Genomic DNA, 26,208 nt, shown 5'->3' with positions numbered 1-26,208 from the left:
ATCCCCGATTTTTCTTACGAAAAATCAAGAAGTTGGAATTATTGAAGAAGCCTGCATGAGTCGGCAACTTGGTTTGCACCACACAAAAACAAGATCCCCGACCCATGCAAGCCATCCGATTTTTACACAGAGCGCTCGCTCAAGCACTGCCTTCAATCCATTCTCGTCGCCTGACAACACTGATGAGTTGTGTCAGTTCGTTACTGCAAGGCCGCCGCCTGACGCTGACAGCACTCGGACGTTTTATGCCAGGTCAGGCGTACCCCAAACATGCAATCAAGCGGGTCGATCGGTTGCTGGGCAATCAACACCTCAGAGCAGAGCGCCCGCTGTTCTACTGGGTGATCCTGCGGGCATTGCTGGGGTCGGTGAAGCACCCATTAATCTTGGTTGACTGGTCACGAATTGATGCTCCCGGTAATGCTTTTTTGTTGAGAGCCGCGATACCGCTGGCGGGGCGCTCATTTCCAATTTATGAAAGTGTTCATGAGCGCGAGGGTTGCCCCAAATATCAAAACCGCCTGCTCAAAACACTGGCTGAACTACTGCCCGATGGATGTGTTCCAGTGATGGTTACTGATGCAGGTTTCCGGCGACCATGGATGAAAGCAGTGGCTGCGCAGGGCTGGTACTACGTGGCTCGCATACGAAATCGTGAGCTATATCGTGGTGACGAAAATGAGTGGCTGCCCGTGAAAAACTTGTATGCGTTGGCCACCTCGTCACCCAAGTCGATTGGCCGGGTCGAGATGACACGTAGCGCTCCGCACTTGATCGATTTGTACTGCGTGCGACATTCAGCCAAGGGCCGCAAGCATCAACGAGTTACCGGCTCAATCGCCAAAAGTAAGCTCAGCCGGCAGTCAGCCAGGCGTGAACGGGAGCCTTGGTTGCTTTCCAGCAATCTGAAGCAAGACGAATGGAATCCAGCAAAGATCGTAGCGATTTATAAGCGCCGCATGCAGATCGAAGAAGGCTTTCGAGATGTAAAAAATGAGCACCTGGGATTGGGCCTTAATCTGCATCGAAGCCATTGTCCAAAGCGTATTGAGGTGTTGTTGATTGCTGCTTTGGCCAACTACCTTCTGTTTTTGACAGGGCTGCAGGCACGAGAAAGCGGTTTGGAACGACGCTACCAGAGCAACAGCATCAAAGAAAAGCGAGTTCTCTCATTGTGGCGACTAGGCTTGGAATACTGGCGAAGCTGCACAGGTTTTGGGGGCCGAGGACACTTGGAAATATTGGAGCGGGCTCTGCGTGATGAGGTAAGCCATCAAGCGCAGAGTTTAGGGTAAATTTGTGGGGATCCCTCAGGGCCGGATCCTGAGGGATCCCCGATTTTTCTTACGAAAAATCAATAAGTTGGAATTATTGAAGAAGCCTGCATGAGTCGGCAACTTGGATAGTTAGGGAAAGTGCTCATCTCGGCTTGCTGGCTACGACGGTGTATCAGTCAGTAATCCGCCACTAACACACCGCCTTCGCAGGCAAGCCAGCTCCCACAGTTGGTTTGTGGTGTGTCAGCAGGTTTTGGGTTGCAGGCACTCCAGTGCACGGTCGGCCAGGGTTCGGGCCATGTCGATCAGGTGTTCGGTGGCGCCGGCCATGTGGCGTTGATCGCCTGTCAGGCCTTGGGTGGTGTCGGCAGCGGTGGCGGGTTGCAGGTAGTGGCTCAGGGCGCGTTCAAATATTTCGCGGCTGGGGGTGAAGCGCGTTGTATTGCTCATGCATAAGCTCCTGATAAGGGGCCTACTTGTTTCAGGTTTCCACACCTGTTCGCTGATAGGCAGCGACAGCACACAATGCATGTCGATCAGGCAACACCGATCAAAGCTGAGAGGCGGGATGTTGTGGCGAGCGGGCTTGCCCCGCGTTGGGCTGCGCAGCAGCCCCAGGAGAGTCAACGCGGTTTTCCAGATGTATCGCGTCGTGAGGTGTCAGGGCCGCTTCGCGCCCCAACGCGGGGCAAGCCCGCTCGCCACAAGAAGTTAGCTCCCACAGTTCTGAACGTGTTCAGACCAGGTATTTGCGGAACCAGCCCAACGTGCGCTCCCACGCCAGATTCGCCGCTGCCTCGTCATATCTCGGCGTCGAATCATTATGAAAGCCATGATTGGCGCCCTTATAAATAAACGCCTCATAGGTCGTGCCTGCGGCCTTCAACGCCTGTTCATACACCGGCCAACCCTCGTTGATGCGCGTGTCCAGCTCGCCATAGTGCAGCATGATCGGCGCCTTGATACGTGGCACATCCTTCGCATCCGGCTGCCTGCCGTAGAACGACACCGCTGCGCCCAGTTCCGGATACGCCACCGCCGCCGCATTGGTCACGCCGCCGCCATAGCAGAAGCCGGTAATCCCGACTTTGCCGGTGCTGCTGTCGTGGTGCATCAACCATTCGATGGCGGCGAAGAAGTCGTTCATGAGTTTGGTGGGGTCGACTTTTTGTTGCAGTTCCACGCCTTTTTCATCGTTGCCGGGGTAGCCGCCCACGGAGGTGAGGCCGTCGGGTGCCAGGGCGATGAAGCCGGCTTTGGCCAGGCGCCGGGCGACGTCTTCGATGTAGGGGTTAAGGCCACGGTTTTCGTGCACCACCACCACGGCGGGCAGTTTGCCGCTGGCCTTGGCCGGGCGTACGAGGTAGCCGCGCACGGTGCCGTTGCCTTTGGGCGAGGGGTAGGTGATGTAGTCGGCGACGATGTCCGGGTCGGTGAATTTGACCTGTTCGGCCAGCGCGTAGTTGGGGCTCAGGGCTGCCAGCAGCGCTGAAGCAGTGAGGCCGCCGAAGGTGAACAGCGCGGCGCGGTCGAGGAATTCGCGGCGGTTGAGCTTGCCGTGGGCGTAGCCGTCGTAGAGTTCCAGCAGTTCGGGGGCGAAGTCTTTCGCGGTGAGACGAGTCATCGGAGCAGTCCTCGATTAGCGGTGGTCATCACTGTAGACCAGGATCAACGTTCGCGGCCATGGGCGGAATCCGACAATTGCCGGGTATCGACGCGCACGAACACCGAGTCGCCGAGGGCGGTGAGCACGTCACCGGCGTACACCTCGCAGACCACGCGGCTTTTACGCCCCACGTCGCCTTCAACCCGCGCGCGCAGGGTCAGCGTGACGCCCATGGGCGTGGGCTTGATGAATTTGATCCCCAGGTTACCGGTCACGCAGTCGATACGCGGCAGGCTGCCGGGCTCGCGCAGTTCGTTGCGGTAGTGGTAGGCCATGGCGGTCCAGTTGGAGTGGCAATCGACCAGCATGGCGATCAGGCCGCCGTAGACCAGGTCCGGCCAGCCGCTGTATTGAGCTTCAGGCAGGTGCTCGGCGATCACATGGATACCATCGGCATCCCAACGGCTTTTGATGTGCAGGCCATGGGGGTTGCTGCCGCCGCAGCCGTAGCAGATGCCTTCGGGCGCGGTGATGTCCTGCAGGGAAGGGGTGTGCATGCAAAGTCCTTATTGTTTGTTTTGGCGACTACTCTGTTTAGCAGGGCACGCTGCGAAAGGGAATAAAACCATGGCATGGCGTGTTAGCTCGGCACATCTATTCATTTGTCTTGCGGAGTGTTGCATGAAGCGTGGTATCTACTTGTTGGTGGTCCTCCTTGGTGTGTTTCTCGGCAGCGCGCAGGCGGTGGAATACAAGGACGTCAACCGCACCGCCAGCCAGATCAGTTTTACCTTCCAGCAATTCGGGCAGCGGGTGTATGGCACTTTCAGCGACTTTGAAGGCACCCTGACCTTTGACACGCAAAAGCCCGAGGCGGCCCATGCGTTGCTCAAGATCCGGCTCGCCAGCATCGACGCCGGCAGCCAGGACGCCAATACTCAATTGCAGCAACCGGCGTGGTTCGACACCGCGGCCTATCCGGTGGGCGTGTATGAGTCCAACGGCGCCACGGCGCTGGGCGATAATCGCTACAAAATCAGCGGCAACCTGACGATCAGGGGCATCACGCGGCCGGTGGATATTGATGTGCAGCTCAAGGAGCAAAGTGGCATCGGCGTGTTTGACGGCGCGTTCATCCTCAAGCGCAGCGACTTCAAGATTGGTGAGGGTGAATGGGCGGGCAACAGCGTGGTGTCCAATGACATCAACATCAAATTCAAGATGGTTGCGCCGCAGCGCTAACGGGCAAACTGCTTGGCCCCGGCCACACAGCCGATCACCGCAACCGTCACCAGCAGCATGCCCAGGCTGACCTGCTCATGCAGCAGGCCCGCCGCCAGCGCCAGGCCGAAAAACGGTTGCAGCAACTGCAACTGGCCGACCGCAGCGATGCCACCCTGGGCCAGGCCGCGATACCAGAACACAAAGCCGATCAGCATGCTGAACAGCGACACATAGCCCAGGCTCAGCCACGCCGGCAGGCTGATGCCCGAGAGGGTAGCCGGCGCCAGCATCACGCTCAACGGCGCCACCACCGGCAACGACATCACCAGCGCCCAGCAGATTACTTGCCAGCCGCCCAGGCTGCGCGACAACGTGGCGCCTTCGGCGTATCCCAGGCCGCACACCAATACGGCCAACAGCATCAGCAGGTCACCGGCCGGCGCGGCGCTCAAGCCTTGGGCAACGGCGTAGCCCATCACCAGCAGGCTGCCAAGGATCGAAAACAGCCAGAACACCGGGCGCGGGCGCTCGCCGCCACGCAGTACACCAAACACTGCGGTGGCCAGCGGCAGCAGGCCGATGAAGACGATGGAGTGCGCGGACGTCACGTATTGCAGCGCGAGTGCCGTGAGCAGTGGAAAGCCGATCACCACACCCAGGGCGACGATTACCAGCGGCCCCCATTGATGGCGTGCAGGGCGTTTTTCCCTGAACAACCACAACAACAGCACGCCGAGCACGGCGGCGATGGCGGCGCGGATCATGGTCAGAAACACCGGGTTGAACTCCATCACCGCCAGGCGCGTGGCTGGCAGTGAACCGCTGAAGATCACCACGCCGATAAACCCGTTGATCCAGCCTTGGGTGATGTTGTGCGGCGCAGTGAGGCTTGAGGTGCGTTCCATGGTGAGGGCTCGAACTAGGTGGTTGCGTAAACACCATCCTAGGGGCCAGGATTAAGACAATCAAAAAATTGTCATGGATACACCGCCTATGCCGCGCGCCCGCTATAAGTCACTGGTCGACACCTTTGCCCAAGACATCCGTAGCGGCGCACTGGCGCCCGGTACACGCCTGCCCACGCACCGGCAATTGGCCGCTGCACATGGCCTGGCGTTGGTCACCGCGAGCCGGGTGTACACCGAGCTTGAAGCCATGGGCCTGGTCAGCGGCGAAACCGGGCGCGGCACCTTTGTGCGGGAAATCGCGTTGCCGCCGGGGCAGGGCAGTGGGCAGATGAATGTGGCCACCGGCATGCTCGACCTGAACTTCAATTACCCCTCGCTGCCCGGTCAGGCAGACCTGCTGCGCACCGCTCTGCGCCAATTGGCACTGTCGGGCGACCTGGAAGCGCTGTTGCGTTACCAGCCCCATGCCGGCCGGTTGCACGAGCGCGCTGCCGTGGCACGGCATCTATTGAACCGAGGCCTGACGGTTGAGGCGGAGCAGGTGCTGATGGTCAGCGGCGCCCAGCACGGCCTGGCGGTGACGATGATGGCGTTGCTCAAGCCTGGGGATGTAATTGCCGTGGATGCGCTGACCTATTCAGGCTTCAAGGTGCTGGCCGAAACCCTGCACCTGGAAATCGTCGCCATTCCGGCCACCGCCAGCGGCCCGGATCTGGCGTTTCTGCACGCGCTGTGCCGCAAGCGCCCGGTGCGTGCGGTGTACAGCATTCCAACCCTGCATAACCCGTTGGGGTGGGTGATGAGCCTTGGGCAACGCGAGCAACTGATCGCCATCGCGCGTGAGCACCATCTGATGCTGATTGAGGACGCGGCCTACGCGTTTTTGGCCGAAGACGCGCCACCACCGCTGGCCACGTTGGCGCCTGAGTGCACGGTGTACGTGGGCGGGCTTTCCAAAAGCGTCGCTACGGGGTTGCGCGTCGGGTTTATCGCCGCGCCACCAGCCTGGGTAAAAAAGCTGGAGCGCACGATCATGGCCACCACCTGGAACGTGCCCGGTGTAATGAGCGCAATTGCGGTGGGCTGGATCGAGGACGGCACTGTCGCGCAACTCGAAGCACAAAAGCGCCAGGATGCACGGGCACGCCAAGCCTTGGCTGCGCAGGTGCTCAAAGACGTGCCTTACATCAGCCACCCGTCTTCGTATTTTTTGTGGTTGCCGCTGGGGGACGAGGCGCGAGCCGATCAGGTGGCCATGGCCTTACAGCGCGAGGCGATTTCCGTGTCCACCGCCGAGCCGTTCGCGGTTTCAGCCACGGTGCCGCACGCGCTGCGCCTGGCACTGGGTTCGGTGAGCATGGCCGCGCTGGGTGAGGCGCTGCTGAAGGTCCGGGAAGCGGTGCAGTGGTGAGCCGCACCGCTTGGCGTCAGTATTTGTACGCCTGACGCCCGATCAGCAGCCAATGGCCTTTTTGCTTCTGCCAGACCTGGAAGTTGTCGATATCGGTCGGCACTTCGACGCCGCTGTTCACGGCCAGGGCGTGAAAGTGGTTACGCACCAGCGCAGTGTCGCCGTCCAGGGTGATGGTCTGGTTTTGCATTTCGAGGGTTTTGAACGCGCTGGTGTGGGTTTCCAGGTCAGCGATAAATTGCGCCTTGTTCTGCACCTTGCCGCTGGAGTGGCCATAAGTGAGCTTGTCGGAAGTCAGGGCGTGCAGCGCCTTGAGGTCCAGGTGCAGCATGGCTTGGGTCAGTTGGTCGACCGCTTGGGCCACATCCTTTTCGGCGGGGGCAGGCGCAGCTGCGACGTAGCCGGTGAACAGGCACAGAAAACCGATCAGCACTTTGACGTTTGGCATGGGTGTTTCCTTATTGTTGTTGGGGGTGAACACGACAAGTTAAGTCGTCGTACAACCATGCAATATTTTCGAGCGGGAAAGAAAGTGAAATTTTGAAATATCTCGAAAAGATTAGCCTTGATGACGTTATAAACAACTCGGGTTCTTGTACGACGTCTCAACACATCAAATAAGTGCGGGCGGCACACCTTGTCGCTTCCAGCCCGACAAGCCGATCGCTATGCTACTGCGCAACTAACAAACCTCCCGAGAGACAACATGGATTTTGACTGGCACAGCGACGTCATCACCCGCGCCACTCCCGTGACCCCTCACTACAAAAATACCCAGAACGTTCGCCGTTTCATGCTTGAACACTGTGGCCCGACGTTCAAGTTCGACCGGCCGTTCATGGCCTGGATCCGCAACGACTTGCCCAAAACCCTGGGCGATGTGGTGGATGAGTGGCAACGCCGCAACGAGGACACACGCCCATGACCCGCGACGAAAAATACCAGGCTGCTCAAGAGCGCATCGGCTACCGGTTGGAAGAATTCAAAGTCGGTGGCAACTACACGCCGTTGGTGCGCGATGGCAACCTCCTGTACATCAGCGGTCAGATTCCGCGTGTCGGTGACACCCTTATGCTGCCGGGCAAGGTTGGTGAAAGCCTGACCCTGGCCCAGGCGCAAATCGCTGCCAGTATCAGCGCGTTGCGTTGCCTGGGGTTGCTCAAGCAGGCGCTGGGTTCGCTGGATCAGGTCAAGACCCTCGCGCGTATCACCGTGTATGTGCGCAGCGCCGAAGACTTTGATCAGCAGAGTGAAGTGGCCAACGCCGCGTCGGACCTGTTCCACGAAGTCCTCGGGGCTGCCGGTGTGCACACGCGCACGTCGGTGGGGGTGGTGCAGTTGCCCAAATCGGCGGCCGTCGAGATCGACATGATCGCTGTTGCACACGATTGAACCGGCGATGATCACCCAAGGGCTCGAGGTACTGATCGACTACGGCCTGCACTTGGCGCCGGGGCTGCTGCTGTTTGGCGCGTGGTTCGCGTTGACGCCAAGGACGCAGGTGGCGATGCGCATCCTGATCCTGCTGGCGGCGTTTGTGCTGATGCGCGACGTGATGACGCCGCTGGGCATGTGGGCGGTGAGCCGCGATGCGCAGATTGCGTTCAGTGGCAATGCCTTCGTGCTGGCGGTGCTCGGCGGGCTGTCGGTGCTGCTGATCATGCTGCTTTCACGCCTGGCGCCGGAGTTGTGGCGGTTGATGCGTTGGACCCTTGGCAACCCGTGGGTTGGCATGGCGGCAGGCATCGTCGTCGGCTGTTTGATCGGCGTGCCGTTGCGGGTTTATCAAGGCATTGATGCAAGCCAGCTCCACGGCTACTGGGTGTGGCTGCCGGGCATGGTGGTATTGGCCTATGGCGCCAATGCGTTGGAGGAAGTGCTGTTTCGCGGTTTTTTGCAGGGTTATCTGGAGCAACAGGTTTCGCCATTGCGCGCGGCATTGATCAGCGGCGTGGCCTTTGCAGCCTGCCACGCGTTCCTGGCCTTAAGCGTTACCCAACTGGGCTGGCCGGTGTTGCTGTTCACCCTGCTTGAAGGGTTGGCCTGCGCGCTGGTGCGCATGCGTTACGGCGTACTGCCCGCAGCACTGGCGCACGGTACCACGATCCTGCTGATCGCCGTGCCCTACATGGCTTGATCTGAAGCACAACCAGCACTCACATCGCCCGACTTGAAATACAGTCAACCTGTGGGAGCGGGCTTGCTCGCGAAGAGGGTGTATCAGTCGCCTGATGCATCGCCTAACCCGGCGCTTTCGCGAGCAAGCCCGCTCCCACAGGTTGACCTCGTTCAGGCCGTTGTGGCTCTGCATGGGTTGATGTGAAATACAGTTCCCACAATGTTTACAGCGGCGGTGTGCGCGGTGGAATCATGCGTTTGCTGCCGGTGGCCTCATACGCGCTGGCGAAGCTCAGCAGCGCCGAATCATCGTACGCCCGGCCGGCAAAGGTCAGGCCGACGGGCATGCCGATGTCGGCCATCACGCCCATCGGCACGGTGACGGTGGGCACGCCGAGGTGGCGGATGGCGAGGTTGCCATTGGCGACCCACACGCCATTGCTCCAGGCGATGTCGGCACTGGCTTCATTCACGTCGGCATCCGCCGGGCCTACATCGGCCACGGTCGGGAACAGCACCGCATCCAGCCCAAGCCTGTCCATCCAGTCTTCCAGGTCGATGCGCCGGGTTTGCTCCAGGCCGCGCAGGCCGTCCGGCACTGTGCTGATCGCGTTCCACGGCGTGATGCCGCGCTGGGCCATGCGCACGTATTCGTCCATGCCTGCGGCCAGGTCATCTTCACGGTTGGGCAGGGTGCCCGGGTCGTGCGGGAAGATTTTCGGCCCGTCAACATCCGCCAGGCGGTTGAGCGCCGGGTCGTTGTTGGCGCGCAAAAAGTCATCGAAGGCCCAGGCCGACAGTTCCCACAGTTCATCGTGCAGAAACTCCTTGGAAACCAAGCCACGGGTAAACACGGTCGGTGCGCCAGGGCGATCGCCTTCACAGTTGGACACCAGTGGGAAATCCACGTCGATCACTTCAGCACCGGCAGCTTGCAGCGCCTGGCGTGCATCTGCCCACAGGTCGATCACGCTGGCGCGGGTGTTGATCTTCTGCCCGGTCGGCCCGCCAATGCCGGGCTTTTCGCTGGTGCCCGCCTCGGGGTCGGCATTGATGTACATGCGCGGCACGCCGAAACGTTTACCGGCGAGGGCTTCGCTGCTCACCGCCAAGTCGGCGTAAGACGCGGGGCGCACCGACGCCACGCTCGGGATCGGTACCCAGGGTTGCAGGCGCCACAGGTCGCCACGGGTGTCGGGATCTTCGGCGACCACCACATCCAGCACTTCCAGCAGGTCGGCCATGGTGCGTGCATAGGGCACCACCACGTCCATGGTCGGCGTGAGCGGCCAGTTGCCGCGTACCGAAATCACCCCACGGGACGGCGTGTAGGCGCATAAACCGTTGTTGGACGCCGGGCCACGCCCGCTCGACCAGGTTTCTTCAGCTACACCAAAGGCGGCGAAGCTTGCCGCCGTAGCAGTGCCTGCGCCGTTGGACGAACCGGAGGCAAACGGTGCAGTCAGGTAGTCGGCGTTGTAAGGGCTTTCGGCACGGCCATACACACCCCGCTGCATCCCGCCATTGGCCATTGGCGGCATATTGGTCTTGCCCAGGCAAATGGCGCCGCCCGCTCGCAGGCGTTCGATGGTGAAGGCGTCGCGCTGCGCAACCAGCTTGGCAAAGGCCGGGCTGCCGGATGCGGCCGTCAGGCCCTTGACCAGGTAGCTGTCCTTGGCGGTATAGGGAATGCCGTCCAATGGCCCCAACGTTTCGCCCCTGGCCCGGCGTGCATCGGACGCCTCGGCTTCTTTAAGGGCTTCGGGGTTGCGCACCACCACGGCGTTCAATGCGGTGGCGGTCTGCGGGCCGTCGTAGGCATCGATCCGCGCCAGGTAGGCGTTTACCAGTTCAACGGCAGTGGTCTGGCCGGTTTCAAGCGCCGCGCGCAGTTGGGCAATGGAGACTTCGGTAACTTGCATCACGTTTTTTTCGCCGCCTTCAAGTGGGAGGTATGGCGGCAGTCTACGGACAGATATTTCACAAAACCAGCGCGGCATGCTCCGCGTAGGCGGCGCGCATCACTTGCCACGTCGGCTCGTCAGCCGGAATCAGATGCTCGATACGCAGCGAGGTGAGGGTGATGTCCTGGGGCATGCCGAACGTGGTGAAGGTCGACAGAAAGCTCAGTTCGCCCCGGGGTGAGCGGATGCGCGTCAGCGCCAGGGGCGGCATGTGTTCGGGCGGTTCGGTGTGGGTGGGCGTCGGCAGGCTCGCTAATAAAACCGCCAACTCGGGATTGCCCAGCGCCTCACGGCTGGCGCGTTGCCAGGCGAGCGCGCGGATCGCTTCGGCGTTGATCAGGTGGTCGCCCAAGCCGCCGGTTTGCAACAGCGTGGTCAGCAGGTTCAGCCCATTTGCTGCATCCGGTTCAAGCCCCAACAATTGAAACAGAACGCCGGTGCTGGCATTCGCCGCCAGCACTTGCCACTGGCTGTCCAGCAGAATCGCCGGGGCCGGGTTGTTGGCGTGCAACACATGGCTGACGGCTTCGCGAATCGCGGCCATGGCCGGTGAGGCGAGCGGGGTGGCGGTGTAGCGTGGCGCGTAACCGGCGGCGAGGAACACGCGATTGCACTGCTCAAGCGGCACATCCAGCGCGGTCAATACGTTGTGCAGCGTGCCCGGGCTCGGCTTGGCGCGGCCGGTTTCGATGTAACTGAGGTGACGTTGCGAAACCCCGGTGATCAAGGCCAGGTCCAGCTGGCTGAGCTTGGCGTGGCGACGCAGTTGGCGCAGCTGGTCGCCGGCAGTACTTTCCATAGTGGGTTCATAACCTGTGAGGTCATTGCGAGGGCCACGACCTTATCACTATGGTGAGCTTCATTCACTTCAAGGACGAGACCATGCACAGACCCTCTATTGCCCTGGTCGGGTTGGTTGGATTTTCGCTGTATACGCTGGCGACGATGCTCACCGCCGAGCAATCGCTGCTGGCCTTCGGGCGGCAGTTGATGTCGCGGCCGGACACCGCGCAGGTGGTGATTGACCTGTACCTGATGGCAGTGCTGGCGTGTGTGTGGATGTATCGGGATGCGCGTGGGCGCGGGCGGTCGGTGGTGTCTGTGCTGCCGTATTTTGCGCTGACGGCGGTGTTTGTTTCGGTGGGGCCGTTGCTTTATATCGTAGTGAATGGGTTCACGCGTCAAACAGAACGCTAGGGTCGAGCCGACTCTTGTGACAAGCCCGCTCGCCACCAGGGTATGGGTTAGGGGTTCAAAAACGCCTGGTAATTGTCTTTGGTGATCTGCTGATAAGGAATGGTCAGCTCAGCCACATAGGGTTCCTTCTTGACCATCTTCACCGCCAGATCAATCGAGCCAACGGCCTGGCCCTTATTGTCCTGATACACCGTCACCAGCAGCTGGCCCTTCTTCACCGCGTCCAGCCCCGCTGCGCCGCCATCGCTGCCGGCCACCAGGATATCCTTGCCCGGCTGCATGCCCGCCTGGCTGATCGCCATGGCGGCGCCAATCGCCATTTCATCGGCGTTCGCCGCCACGGCATCGATTTTGCGCCCGGATACAATCCAGTTGTTCATCAGGTCAATCGCCTTGCCGCGCTGCCATTCGGCGCTTTGCTCCTCGACAATCTTGATATCCGGGTAGTCCTTGAGCACCGTCTTCACCCCCAGCGTGCGGTTGTGCGTGGCGTTGTTGGACAGCAGCCCGAGCATGATCGCAAGGTTGCCCTTGCCACCCATTTTCTCTGCCAGGTAGCGCATCTGGATTTCCCCGGCCTTGATCTCATCCGAGCCAACATAACCCACACCCGGCGGCACGTCCTTGAACTCCGGGCGGCGGTTGACGTACACCAGCGGGATCTTGGCCTGCTGGGCATTGACGGTCATTTTCTGCGTGGCCGCCGTGTCCACCGCGTTGACGATAATCGCGTCCATGCCCTGGGCAGTAAAGTTCTGCACTTGGTTAAGCTGGCGCACCACATCGCCCTGGGCGTCTTCAAATTGCAAGGTCACGCCGGGTAACTCCTTGGCGTGGGTGGCCATGTAGTCACGCATTTGCGCGAGGAACACATCGTCGACCTGGGCGATGCTCACGCCGATGCGAATATCCGCCCAGGCCCAGGGCGTAACAGCGAGGGTCAGCAGTGCTGCGAGAAGTTGCTTCTTCATGGTGATGCTCCGTTTTTTTTGTTGTTGTAAAAGCAGTGGGATTCACGCCTGGCGCTTGGCCCGCAGCTGCGCCACGGCAGCGGCGAAGTCCGCATAGGGCCAACGTTCGTTGAGGGCTTGTTGCATGAGTTGTTGCCCGGTTTGTGGGGCCAGCCCGTGCAAGGGCGGGTCGGTGTCGAGGTTGGTGGGGAAGGCATAACCGTCGGCCGTACAGGCGATCACCGCTTCGGCATTCAACGCAGGGTTGGCCAGCAGCACCGGGTACACCGCCAGCATCATGCGGTCACGGTCGAGGGCTTCCATGGGCTTGCCGAACGCCGAGGAGATTTGCAGCAGGTTGGCCATGCGACGGTGGTGGGTGGTGCGGTTGGTGCCCGCTGCGTGGAACAGCGCCGGGTTGAAGAACAGCAGGTCGCCCTTGTTCAGTGGCAATTGCACGGCGTGCTGCTGGAAGTAATCGATAAACTCCGCGCGGCGCCAGGCCAGGTAACCCAGCGGGTATTGCTGGGAGAAGGGCAGCAGTTGGGTCGGCCCGCTTTCCAGCGGCATATCCGAATGGGCCACCGCGCCTTGCAGCGTCAGGTATTGCGACAACAGATGCAGCGGCAGCGGAAAGCGTTCAACCACCTCAGTGGTCTGAAAGCCCAGGTGATAGTCACGGTGCGGCTGTTGCGCCTGCCCGCCAGGGTGGACCACGTTCACTTGCGCGGTCATCTGAAAGCTCGGCCCCAGCCACGCTTCGGCGATCAAACCGAGCAGCGGGTTGGCGTAATACTCGGCAAACGATTCCGGCGACTGCAGCGCGGCTTTTTGCAGTGAATTCCAGATGCGCCCGTTGCTGCCGGCCTGGGCAAAATGGTCGGCGGCCACGCCTTGCGCAGCCTCCTGGGCAAAGATCGCCTCGAACACCTGGCTATGGCGGTCGACCACTTCCAGGTCTTCATAGGCCTGGCGCACCACCATCACCCCAGGCCCGTCGCGGAACAGGCGGTGCAGCTCATCCATGACGCGCAGGCGTTCGCTGTTGCGTAAAGTGCCGGCCTGATAGATCGGCACATTGCTCACCACTTCGGCACACAGCGGGTAATCCTCGGCGCTGGTCCGTTGGGTGCAGATGCGGCTGAAATCCGCCAGGCGCACCGCCGCGCCGGTCACGAACGCCGACATCACACACCTCCCGGCAGGCTCAGCGCCTGGTGCGGTTGCGGGCTGCCGCTGTCGGTGCAGCCGACCACGCCTTGCTCCAGGTCGATCACCGAGCCGGTCATCATCCCGGCTTCACGCGAGAGCAAAAACGCCACGCTTTGCGCCACCTCTTCGGGCTTGAGCAGCCGTCCGAACGGCTGCGCGCGTTCGGCCTCGGCCAGCCAGCCGTCCTGCGCGCCGTGGTATTGGCGCTGGATCTGATCCTCGTGAGGCGTGTCCATCCAGCCGATATTCAGGCCATTCACGCGGATGCGATTACGCAATGCGCTGAACGCCACGTTCTTGGTCAATATCCCCAGCGCGCCCTTGGACGCCGCATAGGCGCTTAAAAACGATTGCCCGCCATGCCCGGTGACACTCTGGATATTCACCACCGCGCCTTCCACGCCGGTGCTGATCATCAGCTTGAGTGCTGCCTGCATCAGAAAAAACGGCGCCCGCACGTTCACCGCAAACAGCCGATCAAACAGCTCGGGCGAGGTGTCGAGAATGGTGCCGCGATCCGACATGCCGGCGCAGTTCACCAGCCCGTGCAAGGTGCCGAAGTGGGTGCGGGCCGCGTCGATGATCGCACGGCAATCCTCGACGTTTTCCAGGTCGGCCTCGACAAAAAATGCCTGGCAATCGAGCAGTGCCAGTTGCCGGACCTGTTCTTCGCCCTCGGCGCGGCGGCGCCCGCAGATGATCAGTCCGGCAGCGCCACGCTGCGCCAGGGTATGCGCCACGGCAGCGCCCAAACCCTGGGTGCTGCCGGTGACGACAAAATATTGGCCGTTGAATGCGCTGGCGAGATCGGTGTGAGGCATGGGGTTCTCCTGAAATTTTTGTTGTTTTGTCGGCCTGGCTCGACGCCGGGCAAAACTGAGACTAGCATTGCAAAACCTCAGTAACGCCCAAAAAAGACCTCAAAAACACCTCAGGCGAACCGCATGCTCGAACGCGCAAAACACTTCTCCATCAAGCAACTCGCCACCCAGGCCGGCGTGAGCAAAGCCACGGTCGACCGCGTGTTGCACCAGCGTGGCAGCGTGCATGCGCAGACCTCTCGGCGCATCGAGCAGGCGCTGGATGAGTTGGAGGCCCAGGAAAAAAACGGCCTGGCGGTGGGGCGCACCTTTCACGTCGATGTGATCATGCACACGCCCCAGCGCTTCAGCGCGGCGGTGCAAGCGGCAATCACCGCGCAATTGGGCAGCCTGGCGCCGTTTCGCATCGCGCCGCGTTTTCACCTGTTTGAAGAAATCGAACCCCAGGCCATGCACGATCAGTTGCTGCGTTGCCTTGAAACCGGCAGCCAGGGCGTGGTGCTCAAGGCGGCGGATGAGCCGGCGGTGAATCAGGCCGTCAAGCAGTTGATCGCGGCGGGCATTCCGGTGGTGACCCTGGTCACTGACCTGCCGCAAAGCGAGCGCATTGGCTATGTGGGCATGGACAACCGCACTGCCGGCCAGACCGCGGCCTACCTGATGTCGCGCTGGCTGCCGGCGCAACCTCAGGATGTGGCGGTGGTGATCGGCAGCGAACTGTTCCGTGGTGAAGAAGAACGCGAGATGGGCTTTCGCGCCTGGCTGCGTGGGCGTGCCGCGCACCTGCGGGTGCTGGATATCAGCGGCGGCTACGGCGTGTACGACCGCACCTTTGAGCGCGTCACCCAGGCCCTCAAGCAACACCCCGACCTCAAGGCGGTGTACAGCGTCGGCGGCGGTAACCGCGCGATTGTCGACGCCTTCGCCGCCCTCGAGCGCCCGCTGGAGGTGTTTATCGGCCATGACCTGGACGAAGAAAACCGCCAGCTGCTGCTGGAAGAAAAAGTCGCCGCGATCATCGACCACAACCTGCAAATCGATGCCCGCAGCGTGTTTTTGCACATCCTGCAACACCACCGGCTATGGAAAGCCGGGCCGATTGCGCCGTCACAGGTGCAGATCGTTACACCGTTCAACCTGCCGGACTGAAGCTCCCTCAATAACAACGCCAGGAGTTCGACCATGCTACGTATTGCCGTTTTAGGTGCCGGGCGCATCGCCAAAATCCACGCCGCCAACGTCGCCGCTCACCCCAACGCCACGCTGGTGCTGGTGGCCGACCCCTGGCGCGAAGGTGTCGACGCGCTCAGCACGCAATTAGGTTGCGAAGCGGCCTATGACTGCGCCGCCGTGCTTGCCCGCCAAGACATAGATGCCGTGGTGATCGGCACGCCCACCGACACCCATATCGACCTGTTGCTGGCGGCGGTGGCCGCAGGCAAGGCGGTGCTGTGCGAAAAGCCGATCGACCTGGATATCGCCAAGGCCCGCAGCGCCGCCCAGGCCGTCGAACGCCTGGGCGGCAAGGTGATGCTCGGTTTCAACCGGCGTTTTGACCCCGACATGCTGCGCCTGCGCCAGGCGCTGGACGCCGGCCAGATCGGCGCCGTGCGCCAGGTGATCATCACCAGCCGCGACCCCGGCCTGGCGCCGCGTGACTACCTGGAACACTCCGGTGGCATCCTGCGCGACATGACCATCCATGACTTCGACACCGCCCGCCACCTGCTCGGCGAGGAACCGGTGGAGGTCAGTGCCTTCGCCAGCCGCCTGGTGGACCCGAGCCTGGCAGACATCGACGACTACGACAGTGTCATGGTGCTGCTGCGCACCGCCTCCGGCAAGCAATGCCACATCAACTGCTGCCGTCAGGCGGTGTATGGCTATGACCAGCGTGTAGAAGTGTCCGGCGCCACGGGCGTGCTGCTCACCGACAACCACCGTCCCAGTACGTTGCGCCATTGGAGTGCCGACCACACCGAAGCGCTGGAGCCGTTGCAGCACTTTTTTCTCGAACGTTATGCCGATGCTTATCGTAATGAGCTGGCGCAGTTCATTGATGCACTGAGCGCTGGCCGCGCGTTACCGACCAGTGTGCGTGATGGCTTGTATGCGTTGCATCTGGCGGATTGCGCGTTGGTGTCGGTGAAAACCGGTAGAAGTGTGGCGGTCAATTACGACCTTTAGTGGTACGAGCGGGCGTCGAGACAACGCGTCTGGCGAGTGCCGCGACGCCCGCAATGCTTGAATTTTACGCGAGAAAGTCGGTACCTCGGAAGTGAGGCTGCTGTATGTTTCGATGCATGTGTCAGCCAGTCAATCGGCGCGCCTTAAACCTCAGCGTGGTCGCCGCACAGACCCAGGTTTGGGGCGTGGATAAATGGATTGTAGAAGGGCTTTATCGTCGTTAGAAAGCGTGAAGTTGTAGCCCGTTGTCTTCTGCTTCCAGAGTATCAGCCTGCTCAGGTTGTAATGCATGATGGACTTCGGATCGTAATCGGAGGCTATGATGTCCGCAGGCTTCAGCTTTTCAAGGATTTGCTCATGAACGTCTATTGTATCTAACTTAAACTTTTTCTTATAAAGTTCGTATAACCTGGGCAGGTTGAAGTCCAGTGTTCTGTCCGGATGTTGATGTTCGTGACGCAATCCCAACGCGTGACCAAACTCATGAAGAATATTCATTTTAAATATGTCTTCGGCTTTATGAGGGTCCAAATGCATCGTCGGCTCATTGGCGGGCTCGGTTAACGCCCCCGTCCCAACGATGGACCAGTCACCCGCTATATCTGCGCTGGTCGATATGCGAATATCGCCTTGGGTACCCTCTACGAACTTGAGCTTCAAATTAATCAGGGGTGCGTAATTTTTCTCAATGTGTTTTTGTATGATCGCTCTATGGGCGGGAGAAGTGTCCATGAAGGCAATGGTAATGGTCGAGTTTTGTGGCCATAGACGATATTTGTCAGCGATCCCGCGTTTAGTTCTGATGGCAATCGGCGCGTCAGCCACTTCGTTGTTCGTCGGTGGACTATCCGAATTAATCGAGTACAGGGAGTGATGTATCGCAGGTGGGGAAATAATCATTCGTTATCCTCATCAGACTAAAAGAAAACAGGCACTGCCCAGTTGCGTTAAGTCAGTGGCTTTAGCGATGATTGAGTTCCAATTGCAGGTAGGACGGTTCTGTATTTTTATGTAAAAAGCCGCCTGGGCTTTGTAGGCCCAAGGCGGCTAATAGATACGTTTTAAACGCCTTTGGTCGAGGGCAGCAATATGGTGAGGATGCCCGCCAGTGGCAGGAACGAGCAGATCTTGTAGACGTACTCAATGCCATGGTTGTCAGCGAGCAAACCCAGCAATGCGGCGCCAATCCCGCTGAAGCCGAACATCAGGCCAAAGAAGATCCCGGCGATCATCCCCACATTGCCCGGTACCAGTTCCTGGGCGAAGACCACGATGGCCGAGAAGGCCGAGGCGATGATAAAGCCGATGACCACGCTGAGTACGGCGGTCCAGAACAGGTCGACGTAGGGCAGGGCCAGGGTGAAGGGCGCAGCGCCGAGGATCGAGAACCAAATGACTTTCTTGCGCCCGATCTTGTCGCCGATCGGGCCACCGGCGAAGGTGCCCACGGCCACCGCCCCAAGGAACAGGAACAGGTACATCTGCGAACTGGCCACCGACAGTTGGAACTTCTCGATCAGGTAGAAGGTGAAGTAGCTGGTCAGGCTGGTCATGTAGAAGTATTTGGAGAACACCAGCAGCGCCAGCACCACCAGGGCAAAGGTCACGCGGCCTTTGGACAGGCCGTGGGTGGCCTTGCCGCCTTGCTTGAGCTTGAACAGGTTGAGGTGGTTGCGGTACCAGCGGCTCAGGCCATAGAGCACCAGAATCGCAAACACGGCGAACAGCCCGAACCAGGCGATATGGCTTTGGCCATAAGGAATGATGATTGCCGCCGCCAGCAACGGGCCGAAGGCGCTGCCGGTGTTGCCACCGACCTGGAAGGTCGATTGCGCCAGGCCGTAACGCCCGCCGGAAGCCAGGCGCGCGACGCGCGAGGTTTCCGGGTGGAAGGTCGACGAGCCGACGCCCACCAGGGCCGCCGCCAGCAAAATCGCCGGAAAGGTGCCGACAAACGCCAGCATCAGGATACCGATCAAGGTGCACACCATGCCGGCCGGCAGCAGCCAGGGCTTGGGATGGCGGTCGGTGTGGTAGCCGATCCAGGGTTGCAGCAGCGAGGCAGTCAGTTGGAAGGTCAGGGTGATCAGGCCCACCTGGGTGAAGCTCAGCCCGTAGTTGGCCTTGAGCATCGGGTAGATCGAAGGCAGCACGGCCTGGATCAGGTCATTGATCAGGTGGGCCAGGGCGCAGGCGCCGAGGACGCGCATGACCAAGGGGCTCACTTGGGGCGTAGTGGTTGCAGCGGCGGGTGACGCGGTAACGGTCGTCATGCAGGCATTCCATACAGGGCAGCAAACTGAGGTGGCGAGTACTTGAGCCCGCCAGCCATTTCTAATTGTTTCAGCGGTTATGCTAAATTCGGTGCCAATGCCTGTCTCACGAAATTCGGGAGGCAACTGTCGCAAAAAGGGCGAAATGATCAAACCACTGAATGAATTTTTGCAGGAAATCGACGCAGGCGACTGGGCTGTGATCAGTTCCGCCACCGATTACCCCGAAAACTGGGTGATCCCCGAGCATAGCCACGAAAAGCACCAGTTACTTTACGCCATCGAGGGCGTGATGGTGGTGCACTCGGCGCACAACCAGTGGACGGTACCGTCCAATCGTGGCTTCTGGATGCCGTGCGGGCAGGTCCACTCGTTGCGCTGTGTGGGCCCGTTGAAAATGCGCAGTGTGTTTGTGCGCCCCGATGCGTTCCCGAACCTGCCGACCGAGACCAAGGCGGTGAGCGTTTCGCCGTTGCTGAGTGAGCTGATCAAGGCGTCGGTGAGTTTGAAGCCGCCGTATGCCGAGGATTCACGCGATGCGCGGATCATGCACCTGATCCTTGATGAACTGGCGATTCTGCCGGCGTTGCCGCTGTCGCTGCCACAACCGGGCGACCCGCGTATCAACCGGATTTGCCTGGCGCTGCAGCAGGACCCTGGGGATGCCTCGACGGTGGAGGATTGGAGTGGGCGGCTTGAGCTGGACCAGAAGACCATCCAGCGTCTGTTTCGCAAGGAAACCGGCTTGACCTTCGGCCAATGGCGCCAGCAAGCGCGGTTGCTGCTGGCGCTGGAGCGCATTGCGGTGGGGCAGAAGATTATCGATGTCGCCATCGAATTGGGTTACGAGAGCCCGAGCGCCTTCACCAGCATGTTCAAGAAGCAGTTTGGCAAGACGCCGAGTCAGTTTTTCAGATAACAGGCATACCCCTAGATGGGGCCGGATGGAGTAGTGAGGCAGTTGGACAGTTCCCGTAATTTAAAAATTTCTTTCCTGCCTGTTGGGGCGGGTGATTGCATCTTGCTGCAGTTCAACGATGCAAGTTTTAACATGCTGATTGATGCAGGGCCCAGTCGCCCTGATGCTAAGGTCGAGAAAACGTACAACGCTCTTCTGGCGTTGGTACCCAATGGCATTATTGATCTGGCAATCGTTACGCATCACGATGATGATCATATTGGCGGTTTTCTGTACTTGCTGTCTGAGGGGCGTGCGTTGGTTATCAATGATCTGATTTTCAATTCATCGATGATGGTGGATAAACTTCGGAACTTGTCGGGGCTGGCTGAGATATCACCTCGACAGGCACGCAAGCTTTCCGCGACCAAGACGACTTATAATTCGCGCGTCGTGTGCGCGGGGCAGATCGAAACTGTGTATGACGGCCAGATTGAATTGGTCTATCTTTCGCCGATCGAAAAACACGTATCCAAGTATGGTGTCGGGACGGTCGTCGAATTGCCCCCTCCACGAAATATCAGCGTGCGTAGACCGTTTCGCGCGTACGCGGATTTGCACGGCACGGCCGACGAATTCAAGGAAGACTCATCAAAGTCGAACCTGCTGAGCCTTGCGCTTGAGGTAAGATTCAACGGGCGCTCATGGTTGTTTTTAGGCGATGCCTGGCCATCTGTCGTGAGTGACGCGCTCGATACACTCTACCCGAATTCAACGCCGCATTATGAACTCGTCAAAGTGTCGCACCATGGCAGCAATGCAAATACGACGGCTGCCTTGCTGTCCCAATGGTCCTGCTCCAATTACGTATTTCTTGCTGATGGGAGAGTGCATCCGCACCAAGAAGTTTTTCGCCGCATCCTCGATGTTCCGGCAAATACCGGCGTAAAGTTTTATTTTCCGGAAAGAACGCCTTATTTGGAAGGGTTGCTCCAACACTACGTCAACCTGGTTAATTACCCCCCAGCGGGTACGATTCTGACATTCAACTATTGAGACTGAAATGAATAAGCTATTGAAGGAACTCGACAAAATTGGCCAGCATGGCGGGCAGGCTGTTTTGGCGATCAGGGATTTTTCTGCCCTCGTTCCATTGGATGTGCTGGGTACAGGCTTTCTGGGGAGTTTTGAGGGTAAAAGCTATTTTGTGTCCGCGCTCCATAACTTCAAAGAGGATGCAAAGTCGTGCGCGTCTATTGAAATCAGAGGACAGCGTTATTCGCTGGCTCACCGAAAATTTTATTATAGCGAACAAGACGACATTGGTTTTTTTGAGTTGGATGAAGAGTTGGAACAGGCCATGGCCGGCTTGACGCGACTTCCTATTGGCCGTGATTTGGGGATTTTTTCCAACGCTGCTCATCATGTCGTGGTCGTAGGGTTTCCTGCGGATTTACGGCCCAATGGTGCGCTCACTGCTTTGCCGGTTTCTACGCGCCTGGAAGTCAGGGACATTCAAACCAGCACGCAGATACCGGATGCAAGACTCTATGAGCTTGAAAACGAAGATTTGGTTTGTAGCAATGGCGTGACGCTCATAAGTCTTCTCGAGCCTGAAGGCATGAGCGGTGGTCCTGTTTTGGCGTGCATCAATGCGGGCACCGTGGCCGAGCCGGAACTTTACACCAAGCTTCACTCCGTATTGGTCCAGTGGCATGACCCGCACGGTTACCTGGTGGGTTCTGCTACGGCAAGGCTCGTCGCATTGATTGATTCTCACAGCGCTGGGACGGCGCGTTTTCTTTAAGGTTATCCGCGCGGCTACGACGCGCGGCAGTTGGCGTTAGTGATCAACCGAGCTCAAGTTAGCGAAGAAAATACAGCCGATCAGCCGCGCAAACAGGCTCAGGGTTTCCGGCAGATTGGGGTCTTCAAACAGCATCGCTCGCGAATCCAGCGCGCACAATGCGCCGAACAGGCGGCCATCGGGCAGGAAGATCGGCGCACCGGCGTAGCTTTCGATGGCGAACTGCTTGACCACCGGGCGCGCGGCGAAGCGGCCGTTGTGGCTGATCTGCGGGATGAACAGGGTCTGCGGGTTGATGCAGAACTCACTGCACAACGTGGTTTCGAGGTCGAGCACGTCGTCGACGTGGATGCCCATGTCGGCGGTGTCATGCACCGAACAGACGACCCACTCAAGGTCGGTGAACTTGGCGATGCCGGCAAAGCGCATGCCGGTCAGGCGGGTAACCAGTTGCAGGATGCTGGTGGTGGCTTCTATTTCGGCGATGGCAGCGCGTTCGTCGGCGCTGAGTAGCGAATGTGCTGCGGTGACGCTTGGAACCATGTTCAGGCACTCCAAAGGCATGGCGGCAGGGGCCGCCACACCGGGTCAGTAGTCAGTTGATGCGTGGGTGCTGCTGCACCAGGTTCTGGCGCTTGGCTTCCAGTTCGGCAATCTGAGTGTCGATGTCTTCGATCTTCTGCTCGATATTGTCGTGGTGCTCTTGCAGTATTTCCTTGGCTTCTGCCATGTCCGATGCCGCAGGCGCGGCGCCGCGCAGGGGCTTGTTGGCGGTTTCCTTCATGGTCAGGCCGGTGATCAGGCCAACCACGGCAAACACCATCAGGTAGTAAGCGGGCATGTACAGGTCGTTGGTGCTTTCCACCAGCCAGGCCACTGCGGTGGGAGTAACACCGGCGATCAATACCGAGACGTTGAAGGCACTGGCCAGCGCGCTGTAGCGCAGGTGCGTGGGGAACATCGCCGGCAGGGTCGAGGCCATTACGCCAATGAAGAAGTTGAGGACCACCGCCAGGATCAACAGGCCGGCGAAGATCAGGCCGATCTTGCCGCTGGTGATCAGCATGAACGCCGGAATGGACAGGAACAGGAGGCCCACGCTGCCGGCGATGATGAAGGGCTTGCGGCCAATCTTGTCACTCACAAAACCAATGAACGGCTGCACAAACAGCATGCCGACCATGATCGCGATGATGATCAGCACACCGCTGTTTTCTTTGTAATGCAGGTTATGCGACAGGTAGCTGGGCATATAGGTGAGCAGCATGTAGTACGTCACGTTGGTGGCCGCGACGATACCGATGCAGGTCAGCAGGCTGCGCCAGTGCTGGGTGGCGACTTCCTTGAAGGAGACTTTGGGGCCGTGGGTCAGGCCTTGGCGGTCGCCTTGTTCGAGCTTGTCCATGTGCTGCTGGAAGGCCGGGGTTTCTTCCAGCGCGTGACGCAGGTAGAGGCCGATGATGCCGAGCGGCAGGGCCAGGAAGAACGGCAGGCGCCAGCCCCAGGCCTCGAAGTCGGCTTCACCGAGGATTGTCGAGATCAGCACCACGACGCCGGCACCGAGCACGAAGCCGGCGATGGAGCCGAAGTCCAGCCAGCTGCCGAGGAACCCGCGTTTACGGTCCGGCGCGTATTCGGCGACAAAGATCGACGCGCCGGTGTATTCACCGCCCACCGAGAAGCCCTGGGCCATTTTGCACAACAGCAGCAGGATCGGCGCCCAGATGCCTATCGAGGCGTAGCCGGGGATCAGGCCGATGGCGAAGGTGCTCAGGGACATGATCACGATGGTGGCGGCCAATACTTTCTGCCGCCCGTACTTGTCGCCCAGGGCACCGAAGAACAGGCCGCCCAGCGGGCGAATCAGGAAGGGTACGGAGAAGGTGCCCAAGGCAGCGATCATTTGTACGCTGGGCGAAGCGTCGGGGAAGAACACCTTGCCGAGCACGTAGGCGACGAACCCGTACACACCAAAGTCGAACCACTCCATGGCATTACCCAGTGCGGCGGCGGTGATCGCCTTGCGCACCTTGGTATCGTCGACGATGGTGATGTCTTTCAAACCAATGGGTTTGACGCTTTTCTTACGTAATTTCATGCGGGTCACTCTAAAACTGAACAGGGGAGGTGCCATCGTTGCGATGGCACCGCTCTGTCACTTCAGATACAAGCCGACACCAAATAATTCACCGCTATTTGCGTTTTTTTGCTGATGGGTTGAACTTTATGGCTTCAAGAAGGAATTGTGCACATGCCTGACACCTCTTCACGGCTGATCTATCGCAAGCCAGAAGCCAACGATGTGCAGCGATTATTCGCAATCTTCGGTGACCCGCGGACAAACCTGTTCAACCCTGCCGGGCCGATGGCCAACCTGGAGCACGCCCGGCGCGTGCTCAACCACTGGCTGGAACAATGGGCCACCCAGGGTTATGGCTGGTGGGCGATTGCCCGCAAGGAACAGCCCGCACACCTCATCGGTTTTGGCGGCATCGCGCCGCTTAATTACCTGACCGAGCGGCGCATCAACCTGGGTTATCGCTTCGCGGTGGAGGCGTGGGGGCAGGGCTACGCCACCGAGCTGGGTCGGGATGCGCTGGCGCTGGCCTTCCAGACACTGAATCTACCGGAGGTTTTCGGCCTGGTGCGGCCTGATCACGCGGCTTCGATCCGTGTATTGGAAAAGCTCGGCATGCAGCCCTACGGCCTGCTCGACGATGTACCGGGCAAGGCGCCTAGCCGGGTGTTTAGCATTCGTCGTCCTACAACTGCTTTGCGCTGATTGTTTGCACGCCCTTGTAATACCTGAGTAAACGCCAATCTTTCAGATTGACACCGCCAAGGCGCCCGGCTATAAAAGTCGCAGTTGTACGACGACATATGACGTTACATATGTCCTATCTAACAAAAATAAAAAGTGATGCCATGAATTTGAATGAGCCCATCAACGCCCACCGCGTCGGCCAGGCCGTCGGCAACTATCGCTGGACCATCTGCGCGATGTTGTTCTTTGCCACCACCGTCAATTACCTCGACCGCCAGGTGCTCAGCCTCTTGGCGCCGCAACTGTCGACCCAATTTGGCTGGAGCAACACCGACTACGCCAACATCGCGGCGGTGTTCCAGTTCGTTTATGCGATTTCCATGCTGTTTGCCGGGCGGTTTGTCGACAAGATCGGCACCAAGGCTGCCTATGTGGTGGCCATCGCCATCTGGTCCACCGGCGCGATCATGCATGCGTTCTCGGTGCCGATGGGCGCGGGGATTGCCTCGCTCAGCGCCGCCATCGGCCTGGCGGTGATTCCGGTATCGATTGCCGGCTTTATGCTCTCCCGCGCGGTGCTGGCGATTGGCGAGGCGGGTAACTTCCCGATTGCGATCAAGGCCACTGCCGAATATTTCCCAAAGAAAGAACGCTCCCTGGCCACCGGCATCTTCAACTCCGGCGCCAACGTGGGGGCGATCCTGGCGCCGATCTGTGTGCCGCTGATTGCCGGCATGTGGGGCTGGGAAGCCGCGTTTATCGTGATCGGCATGCTCGGGTTTGTGTGGGTAGCGGTGTGGTCGATGCTCTATGAGAAACCGGAGCAGCAAAAGCGTTTGTCCGCCGAAGAACTGGCCTACATCCGCAGTGACCAGACCGTACAGCCTTTCGCGCCTGAGCCTGTAGGAGCGACGCCGAAAAAAGTCTCGTGGTTCAAGCTGCTGACCTATCGCCAGACCTGGGCATTCGCCTTCGGCAAGTTCATGACGGACGGCGTGTGGTGGTTCTTTCTGTTCTGGCTGCCCACTTACCTGTCGGCGCAATACAACATGAAAGGCGCGGACATCGTGATGCCGTTGGCCGTGCTGTACAGCATGACCATGGTCGGCAGTATCGGCGGCGGCTGGTTCCCCAGCTACTTTATGGCGCGGGGTGATGCCCCGTATGACGGCCGCATGAAAGCCATGCTGGTGATCGCGCTGTTCCCACTGGTGGTGTTGCTGGCGCAACCGTTCGGTTACCTCGGGTTCTGGGTGCCGGTGTTGCTGATCGGCGTGGGCGCCTCGGCGCACCAGGCGTGGTCGTGCAACATTTTCACTACCGTGTCGGATATGTTCCCGCAAAAAACCGTGGCGTCGGTGGTCGGCATCGGCGGGATGGCGGGTGGCCTGGGCGGTGTGGTGATGACCAAGATCGGTGGCTGGGTGTTCGACTACTACAAGTCCATCAACGACATTCACACCGGCTACATGATCATGTTTGCGATCTGTGCCCTGGCGTACCTGGTGGCGTGGAGCGTGATGAAAGCGCTGGTGCCGCGCCATAAGGAAATCACGGATTTGTGAGTGACCACGGGTAATCGTTAGTTCCT

The 26,208-nt window shown here is 59.8% G+C and carries 28 protein-coding genes; 14 read left to right on the top strand and 14 right to left on the bottom strand.

Annotated elements, in window-relative coordinates; all coding sequences use genetic code 11:
- The first annotated feature begins 104 nt into the window (after positions 1 to 104).
- Positions 105 to 1,295: an IS4 family transposase gene (locus BFP92_RS25275; RefSeq protein WP_065931622.1), complete on the top strand. Its 1,191-nt coding sequence runs from the start codon at positions 105 to 107 to the stop codon at positions 1,293 to 1,295.
- 225 nt (positions 1,296 to 1,520) lie between these two features.
- Here the strand turns inward: BFP92_RS25275 and BFP92_RS25270 are convergent, their stop codons facing one another.
- The 3 genes from BFP92_RS25270 to BFP92_RS25260 form a co-directional block, all read right to left on the bottom strand.
- Positions 1,521 to 1,727: a hypothetical protein gene (locus BFP92_RS25270; protein WP_065931621.1), complete on the bottom strand. Its 207-nt coding sequence runs from the start codon at positions 1,725 to 1,727 to the stop codon at positions 1,521 to 1,523.
- Between the two features lie 286 nt (positions 1,728 to 2,013).
- Positions 2,014 to 2,901, bottom strand: coding sequence for a YghX family hydrolase (gene yghX / locus BFP92_RS25265; RefSeq protein ID WP_065931620.1), 888 nt, complete (start codon positions 2,899 to 2,901; stop codon positions 2,014 to 2,016).
- A gap of 44 nt (positions 2,902 to 2,945) precedes the next feature.
- A complete protein-coding gene (locus tag BFP92_RS25260) occupies positions 2,946 to 3,440 on the bottom strand; it encodes a PaaI family thioesterase (protein ID WP_065931619.1) in 495 nt (164 codons plus the stop codon).
- A gap of 124 nt (positions 3,441 to 3,564) precedes the next feature.
- Between BFP92_RS25260 and BFP92_RS25255 the strand changes: the two genes are divergently transcribed.
- Entirely contained in the window at positions 3,565 to 4,125 is a 561-nt protein-coding gene (locus BFP92_RS25255) for a YceI family protein (RefSeq protein WP_065931618.1), read from the top strand.
- On the opposite strand, the gene BFP92_RS25250 is transcribed toward BFP92_RS25255, so the two are convergent.
- Positions 4,122 to 5,012: a DMT family transporter gene (locus BFP92_RS25250; protein ID WP_065931617.1), complete on the bottom strand. Its 891-nt coding sequence runs from the start codon at positions 5,010 to 5,012 to the stop codon at positions 4,122 to 4,124. The two genes, BFP92_RS25255 and BFP92_RS25250, sit on opposite strands and share 4 nt — an antisense overlap.
- 88 nt (positions 5,013 to 5,100) lie before the next feature.
- Here BFP92_RS25250 and BFP92_RS25245 point away from each other — a divergent pair, with 88 nt between their 5' ends.
- Positions 5,101 to 6,426 carry an aminotransferase-like domain-containing protein gene (locus tag BFP92_RS25245; protein WP_065931616.1) on the top strand — a complete coding sequence of 442 codons (1,326 nt, stop codon included), beginning with the start codon at positions 5,101 to 5,103 and terminating at the stop codon, positions 6,424 to 6,426.
- Positions 6,427 to 6,442: 16 nt separating this feature from the next.
- On the opposite strand, the gene BFP92_RS25240 is transcribed toward BFP92_RS25245, so the two are convergent.
- Entirely contained in the window at positions 6,443 to 6,874 is a 432-nt protein-coding gene (locus BFP92_RS25240) for a nuclear transport factor 2 family protein (protein WP_056860201.1), read from the bottom strand.
- A 258-nt stretch (positions 6,875 to 7,132) separates the two neighbouring features.
- Between BFP92_RS25240 and BFP92_RS25235 the strand changes: the two genes are divergently transcribed.
- The 3 genes from BFP92_RS25235 to BFP92_RS25225 are packed head-to-tail and all read left to right on the top strand — an operon-like array spanning position 7,133 to position 8,563.
- Entirely contained in the window at positions 7,133 to 7,351 is a 219-nt protein-coding gene (locus tag BFP92_RS25235; RefSeq protein WP_056860200.1) for a DUF6434 domain-containing protein, read from the top strand.
- Positions 7,348 to 7,818, top strand: a complete 471-nt coding sequence (locus BFP92_RS25230; RefSeq protein ID WP_065931615.1) for a RidA family protein — start codon at positions 7,348 to 7,350, stop codon at positions 7,816 to 7,818. The genes BFP92_RS25235 and BFP92_RS25230 overlap by 4 nt, the downstream gene beginning before the upstream one ends.
- Before the next feature lie 7 nt (positions 7,819 to 7,825).
- Positions 7,826 to 8,563 (top strand): CPBP family intramembrane glutamic endopeptidase, encoded by a 738-nt coding sequence (locus BFP92_RS25225; protein WP_065931614.1) that lies wholly within the window; start codon positions 7,826 to 7,828, stop codon positions 8,561 to 8,563.
- A 205-nt stretch (positions 8,564 to 8,768) separates the two neighbouring features.
- On the opposite strand, the gene BFP92_RS25220 is transcribed toward BFP92_RS25225, so the two are convergent.
- Both BFP92_RS25220 and BFP92_RS25215 read right to left on the bottom strand, forming a co-directional pair.
- A complete protein-coding gene (locus BFP92_RS25220; protein WP_170875871.1) occupies positions 8,769 to 10,469 on the bottom strand; it encodes an amidase in 1,701 nt (566 codons plus the stop codon).
- Between the two features lie 55 nt (positions 10,470 to 10,524).
- Complete coding sequence (locus tag BFP92_RS25215) at positions 10,525 to 11,307, bottom strand: MmyB family transcriptional regulator (RefSeq protein WP_065931612.1); 783 nt, start codon at positions 11,305 to 11,307, stop codon at positions 10,525 to 10,527.
- A gap of 83 nt (positions 11,308 to 11,390) precedes the next feature.
- Here BFP92_RS25215 and BFP92_RS25210 point away from each other — a divergent pair, with 83 nt between their 5' ends.
- On the top strand, positions 11,391 to 11,705 hold the full coding sequence (locus tag BFP92_RS25210; RefSeq protein WP_065931629.1) for a DUF2834 domain-containing protein: 315 nt from the start codon (positions 11,391 to 11,393) through the stop codon (positions 11,703 to 11,705).
- A 47-nt stretch (positions 11,706 to 11,752) separates the two neighbouring features.
- On the opposite strand, the gene BFP92_RS25205 is transcribed toward BFP92_RS25210, so the two are convergent.
- The 3 genes from BFP92_RS25205 to BFP92_RS25195 are packed head-to-tail and all read right to left on the bottom strand — an operon-like array spanning position 11,753 to position 14,688.
- Positions 11,753 to 12,676: a sugar ABC transporter substrate-binding protein gene (locus BFP92_RS25205; protein WP_065931611.1), complete on the bottom strand. Its 924-nt coding sequence runs from the start codon at positions 12,674 to 12,676 to the stop codon at positions 11,753 to 11,755.
- Positions 12,677 to 12,718: 42 nt separating this feature from the next.
- Positions 12,719 to 13,843, bottom strand: coding sequence for a phytanoyl-CoA dioxygenase family protein (locus tag BFP92_RS25200; protein WP_065931610.1), 1,125 nt, complete (start codon positions 13,841 to 13,843; stop codon positions 12,719 to 12,721).
- Positions 13,843 to 14,688 carry an SDR family oxidoreductase gene (locus BFP92_RS25195; RefSeq protein ID WP_065931609.1) on the bottom strand — a complete coding sequence of 282 codons (846 nt, stop codon included), beginning with the start codon at positions 14,686 to 14,688 and terminating at the stop codon, positions 13,843 to 13,845. Before BFP92_RS25195 ends, BFP92_RS25200 begins: the two co-directional genes overlap by 1 nt.
- Before the next feature lie 123 nt (positions 14,689 to 14,811).
- Between BFP92_RS25195 and BFP92_RS25190 the strand changes: the two genes are divergently transcribed.
- Positions 14,812 to 15,837 carry a LacI family DNA-binding transcriptional regulator gene (locus tag BFP92_RS25190; RefSeq protein WP_065931608.1) on the top strand — a complete coding sequence of 342 codons (1,026 nt, stop codon included), beginning with the start codon at positions 14,812 to 14,814 and terminating at the stop codon, positions 15,835 to 15,837.
- Between the two features lie 33 nt (positions 15,838 to 15,870).
- Positions 15,871 to 16,875, top strand: coding sequence for an inositol 2-dehydrogenase (iolG, locus tag BFP92_RS25185; RefSeq protein ID WP_065931607.1), 1,005 nt, complete (start codon positions 15,871 to 15,873; stop codon positions 16,873 to 16,875).
- 150 nt (positions 16,876 to 17,025) lie between these two features.
- Here iolG and BFP92_RS25180 read toward each other — a convergent pair whose 3' ends face one another.
- Both BFP92_RS25180 and BFP92_RS25175 read right to left on the bottom strand, forming a co-directional pair.
- On the bottom strand, positions 17,026 to 17,775 hold the full coding sequence (locus BFP92_RS25180; protein ID WP_065931606.1) for a M12 family metallopeptidase: 750 nt from the start codon (positions 17,773 to 17,775) through the stop codon (positions 17,026 to 17,028).
- Positions 17,776 to 17,936: 161 nt separating this feature from the next.
- Positions 17,937 to 19,148, bottom strand: coding sequence for an MFS transporter (locus BFP92_RS25175; RefSeq protein WP_017138958.1), 1,212 nt, complete (start codon positions 19,146 to 19,148; stop codon positions 17,937 to 17,939).
- 97 nt (positions 19,149 to 19,245) lie between these two features.
- Here BFP92_RS25175 and BFP92_RS25170 point away from each other — a divergent pair, with 97 nt between their 5' ends.
- Genes BFP92_RS25170 through BFP92_RS25160 form a run of 3 tightly spaced genes read left to right on the top strand, consistent with a single transcriptional unit; the run spans position 19,246 to position 21,853 of the window.
- Positions 19,246 to 20,067 carry an AraC family transcriptional regulator gene (locus BFP92_RS25170; protein WP_065931628.1) on the top strand — a complete coding sequence of 274 codons (822 nt, stop codon included), beginning with the start codon at positions 19,246 to 19,248 and terminating at the stop codon, positions 20,065 to 20,067.
- A gap of 42 nt (positions 20,068 to 20,109) precedes the next feature.
- Positions 20,110 to 21,102, top strand: a complete 993-nt coding sequence (locus BFP92_RS25165; protein ID WP_163005518.1) for a ComEC/Rec2 family competence protein — start codon at positions 20,110 to 20,112, stop codon at positions 21,100 to 21,102.
- Positions 21,103 to 21,109: 7 nt separating this feature from the next.
- Positions 21,110 to 21,853 carry a hypothetical protein gene (locus BFP92_RS25160; protein ID WP_065931604.1) on the top strand — a complete coding sequence of 248 codons (744 nt, stop codon included), beginning with the start codon at positions 21,110 to 21,112 and terminating at the stop codon, positions 21,851 to 21,853.
- Positions 21,854 to 21,889: 36 nt separating this feature from the next.
- On the opposite strand, the gene BFP92_RS25155 is transcribed toward BFP92_RS25160, so the two are convergent.
- Both BFP92_RS25155 and proP read right to left on the bottom strand, forming a co-directional pair.
- Complete coding sequence (locus tag BFP92_RS25155) at positions 21,890 to 22,396, bottom strand: GAF domain-containing protein (RefSeq protein ID WP_065931603.1); 507 nt, start codon at positions 22,394 to 22,396, stop codon at positions 21,890 to 21,892.
- A gap of 52 nt (positions 22,397 to 22,448) precedes the next feature.
- On the bottom strand, positions 22,449 to 23,951 hold the full coding sequence (proP, locus tag BFP92_RS25150) for a glycine betaine/L-proline transporter ProP (RefSeq protein ID WP_065931602.1): 1,503 nt from the start codon (positions 23,949 to 23,951) through the stop codon (positions 22,449 to 22,451).
- 153 nt (positions 23,952 to 24,104) lie between these two features.
- Between proP and BFP92_RS25145 the strand changes: the two genes are divergently transcribed.
- Both BFP92_RS25145 and BFP92_RS25140 read left to right on the top strand, forming a co-directional pair.
- Complete coding sequence (locus BFP92_RS25145; RefSeq protein WP_065931601.1) at positions 24,105 to 24,635, top strand: GNAT family N-acetyltransferase; 531 nt, start codon at positions 24,105 to 24,107, stop codon at positions 24,633 to 24,635.
- A gap of 143 nt (positions 24,636 to 24,778) precedes the next feature.
- Entirely contained in the window at positions 24,779 to 26,182 is a 1,404-nt protein-coding gene (locus tag BFP92_RS25140; protein WP_065931600.1) for an MFS transporter, read from the top strand.
- Positions 26,183 to 26,208 lie beyond the last annotated feature (26 nt).

The organism is Pseudomonas sp. 58 R 3 (assembly GCF_900006605.1).
Lineage (GTDB): Bacteria > Pseudomonadota > Gammaproteobacteria > Pseudomonadales > Pseudomonadaceae > Aquipseudomonas > Aquipseudomonas salomonii.
This window is presented reverse-complemented; position numbering and strand designations above follow the sequence as displayed.